The sequence below is a fragment of the Streptomyces sp. NBC_01808 genome (assembly GCF_035917395.1).
Taxonomy (GTDB): Bacteria; Actinomycetota; Actinomycetes; order Streptomycetales; family Streptomycetaceae; genus Streptomyces.
Map to the genome: position 1 here is coordinate 6,095,286 of NZ_CP109072.1, position 21,832 is coordinate 6,117,117.

Genomic DNA, 21,832 nt, shown 5'->3' on the forward strand with positions numbered 1-21,832 from the left:
TCATGACCACTGCTACGACCACCGAAGCGAAGGCCACGGCGACCGGCCGCGTCGCGCGGGTCATCGGCCCGGTCGTCGACGTGGAGTTCCCCGTCGACGCGATGCCCGACATCTACAACGCGCTGACCGTCGAGGTCGCCGACCCCGCCCAGGCGGGCGAGATCAAGGTGCTGACCCTGGAGGTCGCGCAGCACCTCGGCGAGGGCCTGGTCCGCGCCATCTCCATGCAGCCCACCGACGGCCTGGTCCGCCAGGCCCCGGTGACCGACAGCGGCGAGGGCCTGACGGTCCCCGTCGGCGACGTCACCAAGGGCCGCGTGTTCAACACCCTGGGTGAGATCCTCAACGACGAGGTCGACGAGTCGGAGATCCAGGAGCGCTGGCCGATCCACCGCACGGCGCCCCCGTTCGACCAGCTCGAGGCCAAGACCGAGATGTTCGAGACCGGTCTGAAGGTCGTCGACCTGCTCACCCCGTACGTCAAGGGCGGCAAGATCGGCCTGTTCGGCGGCGCGGGCGTCGGCAAGACCGTGCTCATCCAAGAGATGATCATGCGTGTGGCCAAGCTGCACGAGGGTGTCTCGGTGTTCGCCGGCGTCGGCGAGCGCACCCGTGAGGGCAACGACCTGATCGCGGAGATGGCCGAGTCCGGCGTGCTGCCGCAGACCGCGCTGGTCTTCGGGCAGATGGACGAGCCGCCGGGCACCCGGCTGCGCGTCGCCCTGGCCGGTCTCACGATGGCGGAGTACTTCCGCGACGTGCAGAAGCAGGACGTGCTGTTCTTCATCGACAACATCTTCCGCTTCACCCAGGCCGGCTCCGAGGTCTCCACCCTGCTGGGCCGCATGCCCTCCGCGGTGGGCTACCAGCCGAACCTGGCGGACGAGATGGGTCTGCTCCAGGAGCGGATCACCTCGACCCGCGGCCACTCGATCACCTCGATGCAGGCGATCTACGTGCCCGCGGACGACTACACCGACCCGGCGCCTGCGACCACCTTCGCCCACCTCGACGCGACGACGGAGCTGTCCCGTCCGATCTCGGAGAAGGGCATCTACCCCGCGGTGGACCCGCTGGCCTCCACCTCCCGGGTGCTCGACCCGCGCTACATCGCGCAGGACCACTACGAGTGCGCCACGCGCGTGAAGGCGATCCTGCAGAAGTACAAGGACCTGCAGGACATCATCGCCATTCTGGGTATGGACGAGCTGTCCGAGGAGGACAAGCTCACCGTCTCCCGCGCCCGCCGGATCGAGCGCTTCCTGTCGCAGAACACCCACGCGGCGAAGCAGTTCACCGGTCTCGACGGCTCGGACGTGCCGCTGGACGAGTCGATCGCCGCGTTCAACGCGATCGCCGACGGCGAGTACGACCACTTCCCCGAGCAGGCGTTCTTCATGTGCGGTGGCCTGGAGGACCTCAAGGCCAAGGCGAAGGAGCTGGGCGTCTCCTGACCGGTGCGCCCGCGGTTTTCACCGGCTCCGAGCCAACCGGGGGCGGGGTTCGCCCCGCCCCCGGCCCGCAAACCAGTTATTCTCTGCTAAACCCCAGTTGAGGAGCCATCGTGGCCGAGCTGCACGTCGAGTTGGTCGCCGCGGACCGTAGCGTCTGGTCCGGCGAGGCCACCCGGGTCATCGCGCGCACCCCGTCCGGTGACATCGGCATCATGCCCGGACACCAGCCGCTGCTCACGGTGCTGGAGTCCGGTCCCGTGACGATCCGTACGACGGGCGCCAGCGGCGAGGGCACGGTCCTGGCGGCCGTGCACGGCGGCTTCATCTCCTTCGCGGACAACAAGCTCTCGCTGCTCGCCGAGATCGCCGAGCTCTCCGACGAGATCGACGTGGAGCGCGCGGAGCGCGCCCTGGAGCGGGCCAAAGCCGACACCGACGCGGGAGCGGAGCGGCGCGCGGAAGTGCGGCTCCTGGCCGTGGCGGGTCGCTGAGGCCACGCGAGAGGAGCGGCGAGGAGGTCTGTGGAGATGTTCCTCGCTTTGCTGCTGGCCGGGGCGGTGGTCGCCCTGCTGCTGCTCGGCCTCTTCCTCTTCGGCTTGCGCCGCCGCCTCATCCAGCGGGCCGGCGGCACCTTCGACTGCAGCCTGCGCTGGTCCGCCCGCGCCGACCGGCCCGGGAAGGGCTGGGCGTACGGCGTCGCCCGCTACAGCGGTGACGTCATCGAGTGGTTCCGCGTCTTCTCGTACGCACCGAGGCCGCGCCGCGTGCTGCGGCGGGACGGCATCGAGGTGCTGGAGCGCCGGGCCCCCGCGGGCGAGGAGGAACTCGCCCTGCTCTCCGACGCCGTCGTGCTGGCCTGCCGGCACGACGAGGACCGGATCGAGCTGGCGATGAGCGAGGACGCGCTCACCGGCTTTCTCGCCTGGCTGGAGGCGGCCCCTCCGGGTCAGCGCGTCAACGTGGCGTAGCGCGTACGGACACTCGTCCGTGGGAACGGGAAAGGGCCTGAACCCGGGGCGGGGAGGCGAGCGCACGCCGGATACCCCGGGCTCAGGCCCGTCTGAGGGACCGGGCCTGTCGTTTGGATCTTCGTCGGGCTCGCGGCAAGACCCAAACGACAGGCCCTAGCCGAGACCGTTGTGGACCGCGGTCATCAGCTCGCCGTTGGCGGTGTCACCGCTGAGTTCCCAGATGAACGCGCCGCCGAGGTTCTGGTTCTTGGCGTAGGTCATCTTCGCGGTGAGTGTCGCCGGGGTGTCGTAGCTCCACCACTGGTTGCCGCAGTGGGCGTACGCCGTGCCCGCGACCGTGCCGGTGGTCGGGCACCTGCCTTTCAGCTCCTTGTAGTCGTCGATGCCCTGCTCGTACGTGCCGGGTGCGGGTCCTGTCGCGCTGCCGCCGGGTGCGCTCTGCGTCACGCCGGTCCAGCCGCGGCCGTAGAAGCCGACGCCGAGCAGCAGCTTGCTCGACGGGATGCCCATGCCCTTCAGCTTCTGGATCGCGGCGTCGGAGTTGAACGCGGCGATCGGGATGCCGTCGTACGAGGTGAGGGGCGAGTGCGGGGCGGTGGGGCCCTGGGCGTCCCAGGCGCCGAAGAAGTCGTACGTCATGACGTTGTACCAGTCGGCGTACTGGGCCGCGCCGGCGTAGTCGGCCTTGTCGATCTTCCCGCCGCCGGAGGCGTCGGCCGTGATGGCGGCGGTGACGAGCTTGTTGCCGAACTTCGCGCGGAACGCCTGCATCATGTTCTTCATGACGGCCGGGCCGCTGCTGTCACAGGTGAGACCGCAGGCGTTGGGGTACTCCCAGTCCAGGTCGATGCCGTCGAAGAGGCCCTGCCAGCGCGGGTCGTACACGAGGTCGTAGCAGGACTGGGCGAAGGCGGCCGGGTTCTGCATGGCCTGGGTGAAGCCGCCGGACCAGGTCCAGCCGCCGAAGGACCAGAGGATCTTGATGTGCGGGTACTTCTTCTTCAGCTTGAGCAGTTGGTTGAAGTTGCCGCGCAGCGGCTGGTCCCAGGTGTCGGCCACGCCGTCGACGCTCTCGCCGGCGCCGTACGCCTTCTCGATCGCGGCGTAGGAGTCGCCCATGGTGCAGCGGCCGTTCTGGACGTTGCCGAAGGCGTAGTTGATGGTGTTGATCTTCTGTGCCGTGCCGGAGGTGTCGAGGTTCTTCGCGTGGTAGTTGCGCTGGTAGACGCCCCACTCGGTGAAGTACCCCATCTTGATCTTGCCGCCGCCGGGGCCGCCGCCGCCCGTCGTGGTGACGGTCCGCGAGCCGCTGGAGGGGCCGACCTGGTCCGCGGTGTCGCGGGCGCGGACGCCGTAGGTGTACGTGGAGCCGGCGGTCAGGCCGGTGTCCGTGTACGTGGTGCCGGTGACCGTGGCGACCTTGGTGCTGCCGCGGTACACGTCGTAGTTCTTGATCCCCTTGTCGTCGGTGGCCGCCGTCCAGCTCAGCGCGACGGAGGTGTCGGTGATGGTCCCGGCGCTGGGCGTGCCGGGAGCCGAGGGGGCGCTGTCGCCGGGGACGCCGCCGCCGTCGCAGGGGTCGCCGTTCAGGGTGCAGTTGGTGACGCTGCCGCCGCCGCTGCCGGAGCCGTTGAAGCCGAAGGTGAGGCTGGCGCCCGGGGCGAGGCTGCCGTTGTACGACTTGTTCCTGGCGGTCCAGCGGGTGCCGGTGTTGGTGACGTCGGCGTCCCAGGCGGACGTGACGCTGGTGCCGGCGGGGAAGTCCCAGGAAATGGACCAGGAGGAGAGGGGCGCGGTGCCGGTGTTCTTCACCGTCCACCTGCCCTCGAAGCCGGTGCCCCAGTCTGATGCCTTCTGGTACGTCGCGGTGGCGCCGGCCGCCTGGGCGGGGCTGGCGAGTCCGACCATGGCGGCGAGCGGGATGGCCACGGCGGCCACGATGGCCGTGGCGCGTCTCAGCAGGCGACTGCCGGTGGGGGATCTCAAGGTGTGTCTCCCTCGTCGAGTGCCGTTCCGTCAGGTGCGGGCGGCGCGTTCGCGCGTACGGCCGCCCGTCGTACACGAGCCAGAGATTTGTTCATGCCATGACACTCACTCGCCAGGGAGGCTATTGGTACATACCAATGCGGTCAATAGGTCTGGACCAAATGGAAGAAGCCCGGGTCGGTGGAGGCGACACCACCGTCCCGGGCTCCGGCCGGCGCGGCGGCCGGCCCAACGGCCTCAGCCGAGGCCGCTGTTGACCGCGGACATCAGCTCGCCGTTCGCGGTGTCACCGCTCAGCTCCCAGATGAACGCGCCGCCGAGGCCCTGCTCCTTGGCGTAGGACATCTTCCCGCCGATGGTCTGCGGGGTGTCGTAGCTCCACCACTGGTTGCCGCAGTGGGCGTACGCGGTGCCGCCGACGGTGCCGGTGGCGGGACACTTGCCCTTCAGCTCCTTGTAGTCGTCGATGCCCTGCTCGTACTTGCCCGGCGCGGGCCCGGTCGCGGTGCCGCCGGGCTCGGCCTGGGTCACGCCGGTCCAGCCGCGGCCGTAGAAGCCGATGCCCAGGAGCAGCTTGTTCGCCGGGACGCCGGCGGCCTTGAACTTCTCGATCGCCGCGGTGGAGTCGAAGCCCTGCTTCGGGATGCCGTCGTACGAGGCGAGGGGCGAGTGCGGGGCGGTGGGGCCCTGGGCGTCCCAGGCGCCGAAGAAGTCGTACGTCATGACGTTGTACCAGTCGGCGTACTGGGCCGCGCCGGCGTAGTCGGCCGCCTCGATCTTCCCGCCGTCGGAGGCGTCGGCGGTCACGGCCGCCGTCACCAACTGGTCGCCGAACTTGCCGCGGAACGCCTGCATCATGTCCTTCATCACCGCGGGGCCGCTGCTGTCGCAGCTCAGCCCGCAGGCGTTGGGGTACTCCCAGTCCAGGTCGATCCCGTCGAAGAGGCCCTGCCAGCGCGGGTCGTTGACCAGGTCGTAGCAGGACTGCGCGAAGGCCGCGGGGTTCTGCATGGCCTGGGTGAAGCCGCCGGACCAGGTCCAGCCGCCGAAGGACCAGAGGATCTTGATGTGCGGGTACTTCTTCTTCAGCTTGAGCAGTTGGTTGAAGTTGCCGCGCAATGGCTGGTCCCAGGTGTCGGCGACGCCGTCGACGCTCTGGTCGGCGGTGTAGCTCTTCTCCGTGGCCGCGAAGGAGTCGCCCATGGTGCAGCGGCCGCCCTGGACGTTGCCGAAGGCGTAGTTGATGGTGTTGATCTTCTCCGCCGTGCCGGAGGTGACCATGTTCTTCACGTGGTAGTTGCGGTCGTAGACGCCCCACTCGGTGAAGTAACCCATCTTCACGCCGGCGGCCTTGGGGCCCGCGGGGGTCGTCGCGGCGCCGGCGGAGCTCGACGGCGCCAGGGTGGCCAGCACGGTGAGCGGGATCGCGAGCGCCAGGGTCAGCAGGATGCCGATGACGCGCGTGCGGGTGCGTACGTGGGGGGATCTCAAGGGCGTGCTCCTCGAGCTAGGTCCGGATACGTGTGGGGGTGGGACCTGCGTCGCCCGGTGGGCATGCGAATGACATGCTCACCGCAGTGATGGGGGAGCGTAGGGAAGGTCTGCACCAATCGTCAATAGGTCTGGACCACAGAGGGGTTGCGCGGTCCGCCGCGAGCGGTGCCGTACGGGCAGGTGGGCGCGGGCGTCAGCGGTGCGGGGCGGCAGTGGCGCGGGGCGGCAGTGGCGCCGAGTGTCAGTGGCGGCGGGTGCCAGTGGCGGCGGGTGTCAGTGGCGCGGGGCGTTCCGCGAGCGCGGCGGCCGGGTGCCGCGGCGGTCGCGCGCGCTCCAGCAGGCCGTGTGCCAGTGCCGGCGCAGGTCCGCGCCGCGGTGCTCCGGCCACGCCACCACGTGCGGCGTGCCGGGACGGATCTCCTGGTCGCAGCCCGGGCAGCGGTAGCTCTTGTCGGCCGCGGAGCCGGCGACGCGGCGGACGAGGAACTCCTCGCCCCCGTAGTCCGCCGCGTCGGGCGTGCCGACGCGGCCGGCGAGGTCGTCGTCCGCGGACGGACGGGCGGCGCCGCGGGAGCGCGGCTTGTTCCGGCGGGGGGACACGTCGGCACCTCGGGAAGATCGTCGTGACGGAGGTTCCTACCAGGGTACGGGGCGCAAAGTCCAGCCTCGGGCACAAAGAATGACGATTCACCCGTCGATCGCCAACAATGAAGAAGACTTCGGGGTTGTCCCCCGTCGCCGCAGGTGACGGGCCGTTCGTACCCCTCGCGCGACAGCACCATCGGTACACAGGGGGCAGGATGCACATCGGCTCGTTCGTGCTCGGCGCCCAGTTCCCCGGCCAGGGACAGGGCGACGCCCTGCACCGCGCCGTGCGGACGGGCGTCGCGGCGGAGGAGGCGGGGCTCGACTCCGTCTGGCTCGCCGAGCACCACTTCATCCCGTACGGCACCTGTCCCTCGGCGGTCACCCTCGCCGCGCTGCTCCTCGGCCGCACCAGCCGCATCCGCGTCGGCACCGCCGTCAGCGTGCTGCCCACCCAGCACCCCGTCGCCCTCGGCGAGCAGGCCGCGCTGCTGCACCACGCCGCCCAGGGGCGCTTCGTCCTCGGCGTCGGGCGCGGCGGGCCCTGGGTGGACCTGGAGGTCTTCGGCACCGGGCTCGCGGCGTACGAGAGCGACTTCCCCGAGTCGCTGGACCTGCTGCTGCGCTGGCTGCGCGAACCGCGGGTCGGGGCCGGCGGCGACCGCTACGCGTTCCGCGAGGTCGCCGTCGTGCCCCGGCCGGCCGAGGCGCTGCACGGCGCCGAAGACGTGCCGGTGCTCGTCGCCTGCACCTCGCCCGGCACCGTCCGGCTCGCCGCAGGACGCGGGCTGCCGATGCTGCTCGGGATGCACTGCGGCGACGAGGAGAAGGCGGAGATGGTGCGGCTGTGGCGGCGTACCGCGCGGGAGGCCGGGATGAGCCCGGAGGCGATCGACGCGGCGGGCCACGTCTCGGCCGGTGTCGCCCAGGTCGACGACACCCCCGAGGATGCGGCGAAGCTGCTGCGCGCGGCCCTGCCGGGGGCCTTTCGCAGCGGCGTGGGGGCGATGGAGACGGTGGACGGCAGAAGGCGCCCGATGCGCGATCCCGAGGCGTACACGGAACTGCTGTGCGCGCTGCACCCGGTGGGCCCGCCGCGGCTCTGTGCCGACCGGCTGGCGGCGACCGCGGAACGTACCGGCATCACACGCTTCGCGTTGCTCGTCGAGGGTTCGGGGGAGCTGGGCGCCACCGAGCGGAATGTACGGCGTATCGGTTCGGAGGTGCTGCCGCTCCTCGCTCGCTGACCGGTGGGGCGGCGCGAGCGGACGGCGTGGGGAGCGGCAGCGCGGGGTGTCCTGAGGCCCGTCAGCAGTCACGCAGCTCCGGTGACTGGTTGAGCAACTGCGCCCGCACAGAGGTGAAGCGGGCCAGCGGCTCCGCTGCCGAGGCTTCCAGGGGGAAGACCGCCACGCGATGACAGTTCTGGAAAGCGAGCCGGACGCCGAAGTGGCGCTCCAGCGCCCCCCGTATCGCATTGCTGGCGAGCGCGCGCAGGAGCTGGCCGCGGGCGTGCTCGTCCGGGGGCGGTACCTGGTTGTCGGCGAAGTTTCCGCCGTCGACCTTCAGTTGTGCCACCAGGGAACTGATCATGTCCCAGGCATAGGGGAGCGAGGTCCGGACGCAGTCGACAAACTCGCGTTCGTCGACCTCGCCCCGCTCGGCTTGATCGAGCAGAGCAGGTGGGACGTCCAGCGACATGGATTCTCCTCTCGCAGCCCCGCGGGGATCGGGCGGGGCCTGACCGGACAGGTACGACGATCACCACTCTCGGTGCTCATGTGGCAACCGCCTGCTTCCACCGTAGGGCGGAGGATGCCGCTCCACCACAAGAACGCGTACACAACTGGCCATTGCCGAAAGGTGCATCAGGGGTCAGATCGCTGTGTGCGCCGGGAGTCGAGTAGCGTGGTGCGCCATGCGCCTCGTCATCGCCCGCTGCTCCGTCGACTACGCCGGGCGGCTCACCGCCCACCTCGCCTCCGCGCCCCGGCTGATCCTGGTCAAAGCCGACGGCAGCGTCTCCGTCCATGCCGACGACCGTGCGTACAAGCCCCTCAACTGGATGTCACCGCCGTGCACTCTGAAAGAAGGTGAACAGGACGGTGTCGCCGTGTGGACGGTCGAGAACAAGGCAGGCGAAAAATTGATCATTACGATCGAGGAGTTGCTGCACGACTCGTCGCACGAGCTGGGCGTCGACCCGGGACTGGTCAAGGACGGGGTGGAAGCGCATCTCCAGGAGCTGCTCGCCGACCGCATGGAGGCGCTGGGCGAGGGCTGGACCCTCATCCGGCGCGAGTACCCCACGGCGATCGGCCCCGTGGACATCCTGGGCCGCGACGAGAAGGGGACGACCGTCGCGGTGGAGATCAAGCGGCGCGGCGAGATCGACGGGGTGGAGCAACTCACCCGCTATCTGGACCTGCTGAACCGCGACCCGCTGCTGGCGCCGGTGCGGGGGGTGTTCGCGGCGCAGGAGATCAAGCCGCAGGCGCGGGTGCTGGCGGCGGACCGCGGGATCGAGTGCGCGGTGCTGGACTACGACGCGCTGCGCGGGACGGACGACGGCAAGCTGAAGCTGTTCTGACGCGGGGGGCGTTCGCCGCGCCCGCCGGCGGCCCCGTACGGCACCGCGGCCGGTACGGGGCCGTTGCCGTACGAGACCGCTGACTTACGGGCTCACGGGGCCGGGGCAGGCGTCGTCAGGCCGCCTCGCCGGACGGGGCGCCGGCCGCTTCGCCGGAGGCCGCCGAGTCGGTGCCGGTGGTCGTGCCGCCCTGGACCGTCGTGCCGCCGTCGTCCGTCGTCGTTCCCCCGTCGTCCGTGGTCCCGCCGTCGTCGGTCGTCGCTCCGCCGTCGTCCGTCGTGCCCCCGTCGTCGGTCGTCCCGCCGTCGTCCGTCGTGCCCCCGTCGTCGGTCGTGCCGCCGTTCTGGGTCGTACCGCCGTCGTCCGTCGTGCCGCCGTTCTGCGTGCCGCTGCTGCCGCCGCCCGTGTCCGTACCGCCGCCGTTCGACGAACCGCCCTTCGAGGTCCCGCTGTCCGACGACGAGCCGCTGTCCGACGGCGTGCCCGGCGAACTGCTCGACGGGCTCTGCGGCGGCGCGCTGCTCGTCTCGTCGCCGGCGTCCGTCCACGCCTCCGACGGCTCCGGAGCCGACGACTCCGGCGACGGCGGCGCCGACTCCGAGGACGGGCTGCGGGACGGCTCCTCGGTGGGCAGCCCGTCGTCGTCCGCGGCGGCCGAGCGCTCCACCTCGACCCGGTCGGCGGGCGGGTCGTCGCTGCCCGTCATGCCCAGGGTGACCACCGTGCCGAGCACCGCGACGAGCAGCGCACCGGCGCCCGCCGCGATCAGGTTGCGCTTGGAGGCGGACGCCGCCTCGGCGCCGGGCCCGCGGACCGTGGGCGTCACGGTCGTCTCCGTACCCCCCGAGGACGGGGAGATGAGCACGGTGGGCCGCTCGGCGCCCTCGCCCGGCTCGTCGAACGCCGCCGCCCCCTCCGGTACGGAGGCGGTGCCGGCCGGCACCACCGGCAGCGCCGCCGTCACGGCCTCGCTGCCGGCGCCGTGCGTGACCAGCGCGAGCGCGCGCCTGCTGGCGATCTCGCCGCCGCGGTCGGAGATCGCCCCGCGCAGCGCGAGCGCCGCCTCCAACTCGGCCCGCGCCCGGGCGGTGTTGCCCGTGCACAGCGCCAGCACGCCCAGCTCGTGGTGGAAGTACGCCTCCGCCGCGACCTCGCCCGCGCGCCGGGCGGCCTCCTGCCCGTACCGCAGTGCCCGCTCCCAGGCGCTCCAGCGCAGCGCCGCGGCGAACGCGGGCGCGGCGGCGCGCGCGAGCAGCACCGCGGTGGAGGCGGTGGCGCCCTCCCGGTCGGCGACGAGGCCACCGAGCGCGGCGAGGATGGCGTCCGCGTCGTCCGCGACCGTCTCCGGGGTCACCGAGCGGTGCGCGGACCACCAGGCGTAGTGCTGCGCGGCGGTGAGCGCCGGGTCCTGGCCGCCCTCGGCCGGCCGGTCGTAGCCCGCGGCGGTCAACTGGGCGGAGACGCCCGCGGCCAGCCGGTAGCGGCCGAGGCCGCCGGAGACCAGCCCGCAGCCGGCGAGTTCGGCGAGTGCGGTGTCGGCCAGGGCCTCGCCGGCGAGCGCGGGCAACTGCGCGTGGTGCGGGAAGACGCCGCCGAGCGCCACGGCGAAGCGCAGCGCGGTACGGGCCGCGTCGCTGAGCCGCGACGCCAGCAGCGCGGCCGGCGCGGCGCTCTCCGCCAGCGTCGGCAGCGGCTCGCCCGCGCCAGGACCCGCGAGCCGCAGCACCGCACCGGCCTGCACGAACCGCAGCGGCAGCCCTTCGGACTCGAACCACAGGTCCGCCGCCCAGGTGCGCTCCTCGTCGCCGAGCGGCAGCCGCCCTGCGCGCTCCAGCAACTGCATGCAGGCGGCCCGGCCGAGGCCCGGCAGCGCGACCTCTTCGAGGTAGGAGGCGGCCGTCGGCCCGGCCACGTCGGGGGTGACGGAGATCAGGTACGCGCACTCGGGGGTGGCGTCCAGCAGCTCTTCGAGCGCGGTGCCGCCGAACTCGGCGTCGTCGAGCACCACGACCGCGCCGATCTGCGGCAGCAGCTCGGCCAGTTGGCCGGGGTCGGGGCGCCGGCCGGTCAGCTCGTAGACGGCGGCGCACAGTTCGTACCGCAGATCGGTGGGGGTACGGGCGCGGCCGTTCAGCCGGATGACGCCGTCCGGCGCCAGCTCGGCGCAGTCGGCGGCGACGGCCTCAAGCAGCGCGGTGCGGCCGGAGCCGGAGGGGCCGGTGAGGCGGACGGAACGGCCGCGGGAGAGCAGGCGCACCAGCCGCTCGCGGATCTCGTCGCGCTCCAGCAGCGGCAGTTGCGGCCCCGCCGGGCCCGGCGGCGGCGACGGCGGGCGGCGGTGCTCGGCGCGCTCCCCCGGGGTCATCCGGCGCGGCGGCCCCGGGCGTTCCGCGGGCGGGCACAGCTCGGCGTGGGTGCCGTCGACGGGGTTGACGGTGAGCCGGTACTCGCCGGCGATGACGCGGGCCGTACGGGCCGGGCCAGGGCGTGCACCGGCGGTGGGGGAGAGGCCCTCGCCGGGCCGCCCGCGCCCGCCGCCCTTGCCGCCGGAGCCGGGGAGCGGGCCGGGAAAGGAGCCGGGGGCGGAGACGGCGGGCGGGCCCGCGGGCCCGGCGGTCGCGTCGGGTTCCCCGGCGTAGGGGCGCAGTGCCTCGTCGGCGTACGGCCGCACCGGCTCCTCGCCGCGGAACGCCCCCGTGCCGTCGTCCCCGTACCCGTCCCCGTACCCGTCCGCGCCGCGGTCGTGTTCCGGGTACGCGGCCCCCGGTTCTTCCGGGTCGGGGTGCGTGTGCGCCGGCTCACCGGGGTACGAACCCGGGGAAGATCCCGCGGGCGGGGATATGCCCTCGGGTGTGTCGTCCTGTCCATGGCCCGTGTTCGGGTCCATCGCGAAGCCCCCTGCCCGCCGTCCTACGCCGTGCCGCTCCCCGGCCCGGAAACCCTATGACCTCCGCCGGGCGATCCCCGAGGGGGGACGGCCCGCCGACGCCGTTTGTTCACTGAATCGTGAGGATGCGGTGGAGTCGCGTGGCCACCAGCAGTCGCTGCATCTGCGGCGGCACCCCGCGCAGCACGAGCCGGCGATCGGCCCGTCCCGCCCTGCGGTGTGCCCCCATGATGACACCGAGCCCGGTGGCGTCCCAGGAGTCCAGGTCGGTGAGGTCGAGGACCAGATCGCCGCGGCCCTCGTCGACGGCCCGGTGCAGGGCGACCCGGGCGTCGGCCGCGCTGCGCACGTCGAGGCAGCCCCCGACGGTCAGTTCCGCGCAGTCCCCTTTGATGTACGCGGGCGCCCCGGGGCCCGTGCCGTCCGCGGCGCCGTCCGGGACGGGGCGGCGGGCAGCCCTGCGTGCGGGGCCCGCGCGATGGCGGGCCGGGTGGTGGTAGGGCGGGGCGCTGTCGCGGCCCTCCGCCTCAAACATGTGTGCTCCCCGTCTGCGGGTTCTCGTTGTCGTGATGCCGAGTCCGTGCCGGTTCCTCTATGGATATGACTGTTTTGGACGGTGCCGGGTTGCCGTCTGTACGGGTATCCGTACCGATTTCACCCATGCGGGGGATGCCGGTACCCGCCCGCGGCCGCGCCGGCGGCCGGGGGCGGCGGACGGCCCGGGGTCAGTGCTCGTAGAAGCCGCGGCCGCTCTTGCGGCCGATGTCGCCGGCGTCGACCATGCGGCGCATCAGCTCCGGCGGCGCGAACTTCTCGTCCTGGGTCTCGGTGTAGATGTTCTCGGCGGCGTGCAGCAGGATGTCGACGCCGGTCAGGTCGGCGGTGGCGAGCGGCCCCATGGCGTGGCCGAAGCCGAGCCGGCAGGCGACGTCGATGTCCTCGGCGGTGGCGACACCCGACTCGTACAGCTTGACGGCCTCGACGACGAGCGCGGTGATCAGCCGCGTGGTCACGAAGCCGGCCACGTCGCGGTTGGCGACGATGCAGGTCTTGCCGGTGGATTCGGCGAAGGCCCGGGCGCGGGCGAGGGTGTCGTCGCTGGTCTTCAGGCCCCGTACCAGCTCGCAGAGCCCCATCATGGGGACCGGCGAGAAGAAGTGCGTGCCGACGACGCGTTCGGGGCGGGCGGTCACCGCCGCGATCTTGGTGAGGGGGATCGCGGAGGTGTTGGAGGCGAGCACCGCGTCGTCGCGCACCAGGCCGTCGAGCGTGCGGAAGATGTCCTGCTTGACGTCGAGCCGTTCGAAGACCGCCTCGACCACGATGTCCGCGTCGGCGGCGGCGTCGAGGTCGGTGGTGGTGGTGATCCGGGCGAGCGCCTGCTCGGCGGTGGCCGCGTCCAGCTTGCCCTTCGCGACGAACTTCTCGTACGAGCCCTTGATGCCGTCGGTGCCGCGCGCCAGCGCCTCGTCGGTGAGGTCGCGCAGCACGACGTGCCAGCCGGCCTGGGCGGCGACCTGGGCGATACCGGACCCCATGAGTCCGGCTCCGACGACGGCGAGCTTTCCGGCGGATTCCACGGTGGTTCCCTCGCTATACGGCTCGTTCACGTGCTCTGAAGCGGACACTAGCGCTCCCGGCGCGTTCGCGGAGCGCTTAGAGATGCGCGTCACGTCTCAGATGACGGACATCACACGTGCGAGGCTCACTCTCCGGTCCTGCGTGCGTAGTTGAGCACCTTTTCGCCCAACAGCTCCTCCATCTCGTCCAGCAGGCCGAGCGCGTCGCGCGAGACGGCCGCCGGGTCGCGGCCGGCGATCATCTCGCGGCGGATGAAGTCGAAGAGCGCGACGCCGACCCAGGAGAGCTGACCCGCGATCAGATCCGGAAGACGATCGTCCGCGGCGGCCCCGGTCTCCTCGCGGAGGGTGGCGGCAAGGTGCAGCACGCTCTCCTGCTGCGTCTTCCACAGCCGCGCCTGGAGGGTGTCCGCCTCCTCGACGACGACCAGGAACTTCCCGATCCCCGGGTTGAGCCCGACCCGGCCCGACCCTGTCTCGACGTCGTCGCGCAGCCCGCGCAGCACGGCGTCCGCGGCGGACTCGCCGGGCGCCCGGCCGCGCACGTCGCGGGAGGTGCGCTCCACGAGACCGCGGCTGCGGTCGAGGAAGAGGTCCTCCTTGGCCGGGAAGTAGTTGTACACGGTGTTGACCGAGACGTCCGCGGCCTCGGCGACCTCGGCGACCGTGACCGCGTCGAAGCCGCGCTCCAGGAACAGGCCGGTGGCCACGTCGGAGATGTGCTGCCTGGTCTGCCGCTTCTTGCGCTCCCTGAGTCCCTCGGCCATGCCCTCATCGTACCCAGGCTGGTGTGAGTGAAAAATTAGAGTCATTGCAAAAATTCAGTGACTCTGTTTTCCTGTGGGGCATGGCGATCCTCAGCGTGTCCGGCCTCGCCCGGACCTTCACCACCAAGCAAGGGCCGGTCGAGGCCGTCCGCGGGATCGACCTGCGGGTCCGGCCCGGTGAGATCGTCGGGCTCCTCGGGCCCAACGGCGCCGGCAAGACCACCACCCTGCAGATGCTCACGACCCTGCTGCCGCCCACCGGCGGCGCCGCCACGGTCGCTGGCCGCGACCTGGTCGCCGACCCCGCGGGCGTGCGCGAACGGATCGGGTACGTGGCCCAGAGCGGCGGCGTCGACCCGCAGGTGTCCGTACGGGAGGAACTGGTCACCCAGGGGCGGCTGTACCGGCTGACGAAGGCCGCGGCCGCCGCACGGGCCGCGGAACTCGCCGCGGACCTGGGCATCGAGAACCTGCTCGACCGGCCCTGCGCCGCGCTCTCCGGCGGCCAGCGGCGCCGGCTCGACCTCGCGCTCGGGCTCGTCCACCGGCCCGAACTGCTCTTCCTGGACGAGCCGACCACCGGGCTCGACCCGGGCAGCCGCGCCGACCTGTGGGACCTGGTGCGCCGGCTGCGCGCCGAGCAGGGCACCACCGTCGTGCTCACCACCCACTACCTCGACGAGGCCGACGCCCTCGCCGACCGGATCGTGGTCGTCGACCACGGCGTCGTCGTCGCGGACGGCACGCCACGGGAGTTGAAGCTGCGCCACGCCGGCTCGCCCGGCGCCTCTCTCCAGGACGCCTTCCTCGCCCTCACCGGCCGCCGCCCCGCGCCCGCCCAGGACCCCGCACCGCTGTCCGTCTGACGGCGCCCGCCGCCCACCCCGATTCCGTACGCCCCCAGCCCCCGGGAGACCGCCGTGCATGCCCTCGCCGCCGACACCGCCCTCGTCTTCGGCCGCTACGCCCGCCAGACCCTGCGCTCGCGCTTCCAGATGCTCTTCGGCGTCCTCATGCCCCTGCTCTACCTCGTCTTCTTCGGCCCGCTCCTGCGCGACCTCCCCCTGTCCGCCGAGGGCAACTCCTGGCAGGTCCTCGTCCCCGGGCTGCTGATGATGCTCGGACTGCTCAGCGCCTCCTTCGCCGGCTTCGGCATCATCATCGAGAAGAACCTCGGCGTGCTGGACCGCATGCGCGCCACCCCCGTCAGCCGGCTCGCGCTGCTGCTCGGCCGGGTGCTGCGCGACGCGCTGCTGCTGCTCTTCCAGGCCGTGCTGCTCGTCGTCACCGCGGTGGTGATGGGGCTGCGCGCGCCGCTGGCCGGGGTGCTGATCGGGCTGGTGTTCGTCGCGCTGCTCTCGACCGCGATGGCCTCGCTGTCGTACGCCTTCGCCCTGCGGGTGCGTACGCCCCAGGAGTTCGGTCCCGTCGTCAACGCCGTCACGCTGCCGTCGATGCTGCTGTCCGGGCTGATGCTGCCGATGGCCCTGGCGCCGGGGTGGCTGGACGCGCTGTCGCGCGCGGTGCCGTTCCGCTACCTCGTCGACGCCGTACGGGCCGCCTTCACCGGCGAGTACGCGGGCGCCGAGATGCTCCGGGGCGTGCTCGTCGGCACCGCGTTCGCCGCGGCGGCGGTGACGCTCGGCACACGCGTGTTCCGCTCCGCCGGGGCGTAGCGCCGCGGGCATACGCTGGGCACATGGTCAACCTGACGCGGATCTACACCCGTACCGGAGACAAGGGCACCACCGCCCTCGGCGACATGAGCCGGGTGCCCAAGACCGACCCGCGGATCTCCGCCTACGCCGACGCCAACGAGGCCAACGCCGTCATCGGCACCGCCCTCGCGCTCGGCGGGCTGTCCGAGGAGGTCGCCCGCGTCCTCACCCGGGTGCAGAACGACCTCTTCGACGTCGGCGCCGACCTCTCCACGCCCGTGCAGCCAGACCCGGAGTTCCCGCCGCTGCGCGTCGAGCAGGACTACGTCGACCGGCTGGAGGCCGACTGCGACCGCTTCCTCGCCGGCCTGGAGAAGCTGCGCAGCTTCATCCTCCCCGGCGGCACCCCCGGCGCGGCGCTGCTGCACCAGGCGTGCACGGTGGTGCGCCGGGCCGAGCGGTCGACATGGGCCGCCCTGGAGGTCCACGGCGAGACCATGAACCCGCTGACGGCCACGTACCTCAACCGGCTATCGGATCTGCTCTTCATCCTCGCGCGCACCGCCAACAAGGCGGTCGGAGACGTGCTGTGGGTGCCCGGCGGCGAACGCTGAGCCGTCCCGCCGGGCCTCCGGCTCCACCGCGCCCGCGGGACGCTGCTTGGGGAAGACCGTGTAGCTCACGGCGATGACGAGGTTGATGCCGATGACGACGAGCATCCGCGCCTGCCACGCCCGCAGCGACTCGGTCTCGCCGTCGTCGCCCACGTACCAGATGGCGCCCTGCAGCAGCGCCATCGCGATGCCGCTCGCCAGGATCCAGCGGACGGCGACCGACCACTCGTGCCGCGCCCGCGCCATCCCGTACTTCGGCGGCTTCACCGGCGGCGGCCCGCCCGCGAAGCGGTGCGCGAAGCGGGCGTCGACCCAGCGGATCGTCGTCGGGCCGAGCGCGACGGAGAAGCCGATGTACACCGCGGCGAGACCGTGCTTCCAGTCCGGCTCCGCGCCGTTCTTCAGGTCGATCGCCGTGACGACCAGCAGCACGACCTCCAGCAGCGGCTCGCACAGCAGCACGGCGGCGCCCAGCCGCGGCCTCCTCGCCAGGTAACGCAGTGCGAGCCCCGCCGCGAGCAGCACCCAGAAGGCGACCTCACAGACGATGATGAGCGTGACGATCACGGTGTGCTCTCCCTTCCCCGTCCTCCCTTCCAGGCTCCCGCCCGGCGCGCGCGGGCACGTCGTCGTACGCGACGATCCCGGACTGCATCCTTCGATGTAGCCCCCGCCCGCCCGAAGCCGCCCGTGATAAGGAGGCCGCCGGGGCCCCGGCCGTGTTTGATGGGGGAGTGACCAGCTCACGCCCCTCGCTCCGGCCGCACCGCGACGACGTGCTCCTCGCGGTCCTCGGCCTGCTCGGCGGGGTGGCGCTGTGGGCGCTCGGGCTGCACACCCAGGGCGGGCGGCCGTTCCACGACTCGCGGCTCACGCTGGTCCCGCTCGCCGTCATGTGCGGCGCCGAACTGCTGCGCCGGAGCCGGCCGATGACCGCGCTGGGCATCGCGCTCGTCGCCGTCGTCGCCGACCAGTTCACCTGGGGCACGCTGGCCACGGTCCTGATGTTCACGGATCTGATGTACGCGGGTGTGCTCTACGGCACCGCGACCGCGGCCCGCTGGATCCCGCGGGCCTCCGCCGCGCTCACCGTGGCCTCGACCATCGTCGTGCTGGCCGTCTTCCAGGACCGGGCCGCGATCCTCATCGGCGTCGCCGTCGGCCTCATCACGCTCGGCCCCGCCACCACCGGCGTCGCCGTACGCTCGCACCGCCAGGCCGCCGACGCCGCCCGGCTGCGGGCGCAGCAGACCGCGCTGCTCGCGGAGCTGGACCGGCGCGAGGCCGTCGGCGCCGAGCGCGCCCGGATGGCCCGCGAGCTGCACGACATGGTGGCCAACCACCTCTCCGCCATCGCCATCCACGCCACCGCCGCCCAGTCCATCGACGACCGGACGGCGTCCCGGGAGGCGCTGTCCGTCATCCGCGAGAACAGCGTGCAGGGGCTGGCGGAGATGCGCCGCCTCATCGGCCTGCTGCGCGCCGCCTCCGACGCCGACGCGGCCGACGGCGCGGAGGCCGCGCCGGCGGCGGCCCCGACGCTGGCCGGGCTGGCCGCGCTGGTGGAGCAGGCCCGCGTCAACGGCGCTGCCAGCGGCCTCGACTTCGCCCTCGACGACGCCCGCGGGCCGGGCGCGCCACTGCCCGCGCCGGTGGAGCTGGCCGCGTACCGCATCGTGCAGGAGTCGCTGACGAACGCGCTCAAGCACGCCGCCCCCGGTGAGGTACGGGTCGCACTCGCCGGGCTCGAGCCGCTGACGGTGGCGGTGACCAGCCCGCTGGGCGAAGGGCGGCAGCAGGACGGGCGGCCGGGCGCCGGGCCCGTGCCGCGGGCGCCCGGCTCGGGCGCCGGGCTGATCGGGATGGAGGAGCGCGTGGCCCTGCTGGGCGGCTCGTTCACCGCAGGACCCGAGGACGCCGGCGCCGGACCCGGCGCCGGCAAGCGGTGGGCCGTCCGGGCCGGGCTGCCCACCGGCGAGGACACCACCGCACCGCAACGGAGGATTCATGGCTGAGAAGCCATCCGCAAACCCCCGGCGTTCGCCCGGAGGCGGGCTCCCCCACAGCGCGCAGGCGCGCGTGGGCGGTACCCCCAGGCGTCTGGTGCCGTGCATCGCAAGGCGGAGGGTCGCCCTCATACCGGGTGTATTCGGGCGATCCCGGCAACGCAGCGAGGTGCGGTGCCAGGCTCCCCCACTGCGCGCGGCGCGCGCGTGGGCGGTACCCCCACGGCGCAGGCGGGGGTTTGCGGATGGCTTCTGACGCCGCCCCGCCCGTCCGGATCCTCGTCGCCGAGGACCAGCAGGCCGTACGCGCCGGGCTCGTGCTCATCCTGCGCTCCGCCGCGGGCCTCACCGTCGTCGGCGAGGCCGCCGACGGCGAGGAGGCCGTGCGGCTGGCCCGCGAACTGCGGCCGGACGTGGTGCTGATGGACATCCAGATGCCCAAGCTCGACGGGGTGGCGGCGACCCGGCGGATCAGCGCCGAGGAGCTGGCGGACGTGCTGGTGCTGACGACGTTCGACCTCGACGAGTACGTCTTCGGCGCGCTGCGCGCCGGTGCCGCCGGCTTCCTGCTGAAGAACGCCGAGGCGGACGCCCTGGTGGAGGCGGTACGCACCGTCGCCCGCGGCGAGGGCCTGATCGCCCCGGCCGTGACCCGGCGGCTGATCGCCGAGTTCGCGGGCGGCCGGCGGGCCCCGTCGCCGGAAGGACCCGACCCGGCGGTCCTCGACACCCTCACGCGGCGCGAGCGGGAGGTGCTGGCCTGCCTGGGGCAGGGCATGTCCAACGCGGATGTCGCGGCCCGGCTCGACATGGCGGAGGCGACGGTGAAGACGCACGTCAGCCGGCTGCTGGCGAAGCTGGGGCTGCGCAGCCGGGTGCAGGCGGCGGTGCTGGCGCAGGAGCTGGGCGTCTGAAGCGGACGGGGGCGTGGACCGTACGGTCCACGCCCCCGTCCGCTCCAGCGTGCGGTCTAGACGTCGCGCTTCGACAGCAGCGCGAACGCCAGCAGGAGCATCCCGCCGGTGACGGCGGCCAGCAGGCCGAGCAGCCCCCAGCCGCCGATGTCCCCGTCGTCGAAGAACGGGATGCCGAAGAGCGAGGCGAGACCGCTGAGCGGGGAGAACTCGATCAGCTTGCGCTGCACCTCGCGCAGGCTCTCCGCCTGCATGAACAGGGCGATGATCAGCGGCAGCAGGATGAAGCCGACCATCGTGGTGATGGCGCCCGCGGAGTGCCGCAGGATCGCGCCCACGGCCAGCGCGAGCAGGCCCAGCAGCGACACATACAGCGCCGCGCCCACGGTGGCGTCGAACCACTGGCTTCCGGTGGCGATCAGCTCGCCGCTGTCGGAGACCGAGTCCTTGTACGTCGGGTTGTCCAGCTCGTACTCGGGCACGGTCTGGCCGCCGAGGACGGCCGAGTGGACCAGCGCGGTGATCGCGCACGCCGCGGTGGTCAGCACGAAGGCCAGCACGAAGAAGACCACGGCCTTCGCCGCCAGCACCCGCCAGCGCTGGGGCGAGGCGGTGAGCGTGGTACGGATCATGCCGGTGCCGTACTCGGAGGTGATCACGAGCACGCCGAGGGTGACGATGCAGATCTGGCCGAGCATCAGACCGAAGAGGCCGCCGGAGAGCAGCGGGGCGCCCACCCAGTCGTCGCTGCTCATCGCCAGCGCGATGAGGAAGCCGACGCCGACGACGAGCAGGAGCATGACGCCCAGCGTCCACATGGTGGAGCGCACCGAGCGGATCTTGGTCCACTCGGAGGCGAAGGCGTGGCCCAGGTGCGTCCTGACGATCGGGATGGGCGAGGAGTAGCCGCCGCCCGCGGGCGGGCCGGCCGGCGGCGCGGCGCCGGGGACGTGACCGGGAGCGGCGCCTGGCACCGGGGGCGCGCCGGGGGCGGGGGCGGAGGGCTGCGGCGGGTAGCTCATCGGGGGGTCTCACCTTCGCGCGGGGCGGGAGCGGCGGCGCCGGCCGGGCCCTGCGGCGCGGCCGGGGGCGGCGGCGGGGCGTACCCCTGCGGCGGGGGCGGGGCGTAGCCGGGCTGCCCGCCGGGCGGCGGCATGCCGGGGCCGCCCTGCGGCATCCCGGGGGCGCCCATGGGCGGCGCGTAGCCGGGCCCGGGGGGCGCGTAGCCCTGTGCGGGCACCGGACCCGCCGGCTGCTGGAGGCCGGCGCGGTGGTCGACGGTGGAGCGGAAGTCCACCGCTCCCTGCGTCATCCGCATGTACGCCTCCTCCAGCGACGCCTCGTGCGGCGACAGCTCCCACAACTGGATTCGCGCGTCGTGCGCCAGGTCGCTGATCCGCGGCAGCGGCATCCCGCCCACGCGCAGCGCCCCGTCCTCCTCCTGCTGCACCTGCGCGCCCTCCCCGGTGAGCAGCGCGGTCAGCTTCTCCCGCAGGCCCTGCTCCCGGTCGGGTACGCGGACCCGGGCGAAGCTCGCCGAGTGCGTGTTGATGAAGTCCCGCACGCTCATGTCGGCCATGAGCTGGCCGCGGCCGATGACGATGAGGTGGTCGGCGGTCAGCGCCATCTCGCTCATCAGGTGGCTGGAGACGAAGATGGTGCGGCCCTCGCTCGCCAGCCGCTTCATCAGGTTGCGGATCCACAGGATGCCCTCGGGGTCGAGGCCGTTGACCGGCTCGTCGAAGAGGAGGATCTGCGGGTCGCCGAGGAGCGCGCCGGCGATGCCGAGGCGCTGGCCCATGCCGAGGGAGAAGCCCTTGGAGCGGCGCCCCGCGACCTCGCGCAGCCCGACCACGTCGAGCACCTCGTCGACGCGGCGCTGCGGGATGCCGGAGAGCTGGGCGACGCAGCGCAGGTGGTTGCGGGCGCTGCGGCCGCCGTGCACCGCCTTGGCGTCGAGCAGGGCGCCGACCTGGCGGGGGGCGTTGGGCAGCTTGCGGTACGGGTAGCCGCCCACGGTGACGGTGCCGCCGCTCGGCTCGTCAAGCCCGAGGATCATGCGCATCGTCGTCGACTTGCCCGCCCCGTTGGGGCCCACGAAGCCGGTGATGACGCCCGGTTTGACGGTGAAGGAAAGGTTGTAGACGGCGGTCTTCCCGCCGTAGGTCTTTGTCAGACCCTGTGCTTCGATCATGTGGCCCCCTGCGTCGGACACGGGGGCGCACGCGACTTCCCGTCCCCCTTCAGGCTAAGAGGCTATCGGGACGCTTCCGGTTCCCGGCGGGCAGGCCGCCGGGCTGCCGCAAGAGGCACCGGGGGAGCGGCG

The 21,832-nt window shown here is 72.8% G+C and carries 21 protein-coding genes; 10 read left to right on the forward strand and 11 right to left on the reverse strand.

The window, feature by feature from the left end; translation table 11 throughout:
* Positions 1 to 2: 2 nt before the first annotated feature.
* From atpD to OG946_RS27080, 3 genes are all read left to right on the forward strand, one after another.
* Positions 3 to 1,454 (forward strand): F0F1 ATP synthase subunit beta, encoded by a 1,452-nt coding sequence (atpD, locus tag OG946_RS27070; protein ID WP_326798601.1) that lies wholly within the window; start codon positions 3 to 5, stop codon positions 1,452 to 1,454.
* A gap of 107 nt (positions 1,455 to 1,561) precedes the next feature.
* Positions 1,562 to 1,945 carry a F0F1 ATP synthase subunit epsilon gene (locus OG946_RS27075; RefSeq protein ID WP_326800376.1) on the forward strand — a complete coding sequence of 128 codons (384 nt, stop codon included), beginning with the start codon at positions 1,562 to 1,564 and terminating at the stop codon, positions 1,943 to 1,945.
* 36 nt (positions 1,946 to 1,981) lie between these two features.
* Positions 1,982 to 2,422, forward strand: coding sequence for a DUF2550 domain-containing protein (locus tag OG946_RS27080; RefSeq protein ID WP_018842171.1), 441 nt, complete (start codon positions 1,982 to 1,984; stop codon positions 2,420 to 2,422).
* 156 nt (positions 2,423 to 2,578) lie between these two features.
* On the opposite strand, the gene OG946_RS27085 is transcribed toward OG946_RS27080, so the two are convergent.
* From OG946_RS27085 to OG946_RS27095, 3 genes are all read right to left on the reverse strand, one after another.
* On the reverse strand, positions 2,579 to 4,333 hold the full coding sequence (locus tag OG946_RS27085) for a glycoside hydrolase family 18 chitinase (RefSeq protein ID WP_326800377.1): 1,755 nt from the start codon (positions 4,331 to 4,333) through the stop codon (positions 2,579 to 2,581).
* Between the two features lie 315 nt (positions 4,334 to 4,648).
* Positions 4,649 to 5,902, reverse strand: a complete 1,254-nt coding sequence (locus OG946_RS27090; RefSeq protein WP_326798602.1) for a glycoside hydrolase family 18 protein — start codon at positions 5,900 to 5,902, stop codon at positions 4,649 to 4,651.
* 276 nt (positions 5,903 to 6,178) lie between these two features.
* A complete protein-coding gene (locus OG946_RS27095; protein WP_326798603.1) occupies positions 6,179 to 6,505 on the reverse strand; it encodes an ATP/GTP-binding protein in 327 nt (108 codons plus the stop codon).
* 200 nt (positions 6,506 to 6,705) lie between these two features.
* Between OG946_RS27095 and OG946_RS27100 the strand changes: the two genes are divergently transcribed.
* Complete coding sequence (locus OG946_RS27100) at positions 6,706 to 7,737, forward strand: LLM class flavin-dependent oxidoreductase (protein ID WP_326798604.1); 1,032 nt, start codon at positions 6,706 to 6,708, stop codon at positions 7,735 to 7,737.
* Between the two features lie 61 nt (positions 7,738 to 7,798).
* On the opposite strand, the gene OG946_RS27105 is transcribed toward OG946_RS27100, so the two are convergent.
* Positions 7,799 to 8,191, reverse strand: a complete 393-nt coding sequence (locus tag OG946_RS27105; protein ID WP_326798605.1) for an SCO5389 family protein — start codon at positions 8,189 to 8,191, stop codon at positions 7,799 to 7,801.
* A gap of 217 nt (positions 8,192 to 8,408) precedes the next feature.
* Here OG946_RS27105 and nucS point away from each other — a divergent pair, with 217 nt between their 5' ends.
* Complete coding sequence (nucS, locus tag OG946_RS27110; protein ID WP_047018161.1) at positions 8,409 to 9,080, forward strand: endonuclease NucS; 672 nt, start codon at positions 8,409 to 8,411, stop codon at positions 9,078 to 9,080.
* Positions 9,081 to 9,195: 115 nt separating this feature from the next.
* On the opposite strand, the gene OG946_RS27115 is transcribed toward nucS, so the two are convergent.
* The 4 genes from OG946_RS27115 to OG946_RS27130 all read right to left on the reverse strand — a co-directional run bounded on the left by OG946_RS27115 (position 9,196) and on the right by OG946_RS27130 (position 14,314).
* Positions 9,196 to 11,967, reverse strand: a complete 2,772-nt coding sequence (locus tag OG946_RS27115; protein WP_326798606.1) for an ATP-binding protein — start codon at positions 11,965 to 11,967, stop codon at positions 9,196 to 9,198.
* A gap of 109 nt (positions 11,968 to 12,076) precedes the next feature.
* Positions 12,077 to 12,361: an STAS domain-containing protein gene (locus tag OG946_RS27120; RefSeq protein WP_047020398.1), complete on the reverse strand. Its 285-nt coding sequence runs from the start codon at positions 12,359 to 12,361 to the stop codon at positions 12,077 to 12,079.
* A gap of 331 nt (positions 12,362 to 12,692) precedes the next feature.
* Positions 12,693 to 13,547 carry a 3-hydroxyacyl-CoA dehydrogenase family protein gene (locus OG946_RS27125; RefSeq protein WP_125937236.1) on the reverse strand — a complete coding sequence of 285 codons (855 nt, stop codon included), beginning with the start codon at positions 13,545 to 13,547 and terminating at the stop codon, positions 12,693 to 12,695.
* A gap of 125 nt (positions 13,548 to 13,672) precedes the next feature.
* Complete coding sequence (locus tag OG946_RS27130) at positions 13,673 to 14,314, reverse strand: TetR/AcrR family transcriptional regulator (protein WP_326798607.1); 642 nt, start codon at positions 14,312 to 14,314, stop codon at positions 13,673 to 13,675.
* Positions 14,315 to 14,394: 80 nt separating this feature from the next.
* On the opposite strand from OG946_RS27130, the gene OG946_RS27135 reads away from it, so the two are divergent.
* From OG946_RS27135 to OG946_RS27145, 3 genes are read left to right on the forward strand one after another with little or no spacing between them, the layout of a single operon-like run.
* Positions 14,395 to 15,180, forward strand: a complete 786-nt coding sequence (locus OG946_RS27135; RefSeq protein WP_326798608.1) for an ABC transporter ATP-binding protein — start codon at positions 14,395 to 14,397, stop codon at positions 15,178 to 15,180.
* 54 nt (positions 15,181 to 15,234) lie between these two features.
* Entirely contained in the window at positions 15,235 to 15,990 is a 756-nt protein-coding gene (locus OG946_RS27140) for an ABC transporter permease (protein WP_326798609.1), read from the forward strand.
* Positions 15,991 to 16,013: 23 nt separating this feature from the next.
* Positions 16,014 to 16,586, forward strand: a complete 573-nt coding sequence (locus OG946_RS27145) for a cob(I)yrinic acid a,c-diamide adenosyltransferase (RefSeq protein ID WP_326798610.1) — start codon at positions 16,014 to 16,016, stop codon at positions 16,584 to 16,586.
* Here the strand turns inward: OG946_RS27145 and OG946_RS27150 are convergent.
* Complete coding sequence (locus OG946_RS27150) at positions 16,503 to 17,153, reverse strand: hypothetical protein (protein ID WP_326798611.1); 651 nt, start codon at positions 17,151 to 17,153, stop codon at positions 16,503 to 16,505. The two genes, OG946_RS27145 and OG946_RS27150, sit on opposite strands and share 84 nt — an antisense overlap.
* A 167-nt stretch (positions 17,154 to 17,320) precedes the next feature.
* Between OG946_RS27150 and OG946_RS27155 the strand changes: the two genes are divergently transcribed.
* Positions 17,321 to 18,601 carry a sensor histidine kinase gene (locus tag OG946_RS27155; protein ID WP_326798612.1) on the forward strand — a complete coding sequence of 427 codons (1,281 nt, stop codon included), beginning with the start codon at positions 17,321 to 17,323 and terminating at the stop codon, positions 18,599 to 18,601.
* A gap of 236 nt (positions 18,602 to 18,837) precedes the next feature.
* A complete protein-coding gene (locus OG946_RS27160) occupies positions 18,838 to 19,506 on the forward strand; it encodes a response regulator transcription factor (RefSeq protein WP_326798613.1) in 669 nt (222 codons plus the stop codon).
* 56 nt (positions 19,507 to 19,562) lie between these two features.
* Here the strand turns inward: OG946_RS27160 and OG946_RS27165 are convergent, their stop codons facing one another.
* Both OG946_RS27165 and OG946_RS27170 read right to left on the reverse strand, forming a co-directional pair.
* Positions 19,563 to 20,528, reverse strand: coding sequence for an ABC transporter permease (locus tag OG946_RS27165; protein ID WP_326798614.1), 966 nt, complete (start codon positions 20,526 to 20,528; stop codon positions 19,563 to 19,565).
* The gene (locus OG946_RS27170; RefSeq protein WP_326798615.1) at positions 20,525 to 21,700 is read right to left on the reverse strand and encodes an ABC transporter ATP-binding protein; all 1,176 of its coding nucleotides are present in this window, start codon (positions 21,698 to 21,700) and stop codon (positions 20,525 to 20,527) included. Before OG946_RS27170 ends, OG946_RS27165 begins: the two co-directional genes overlap by 4 nt.
* Positions 21,701 to 21,832 lie beyond the last annotated feature (132 nt).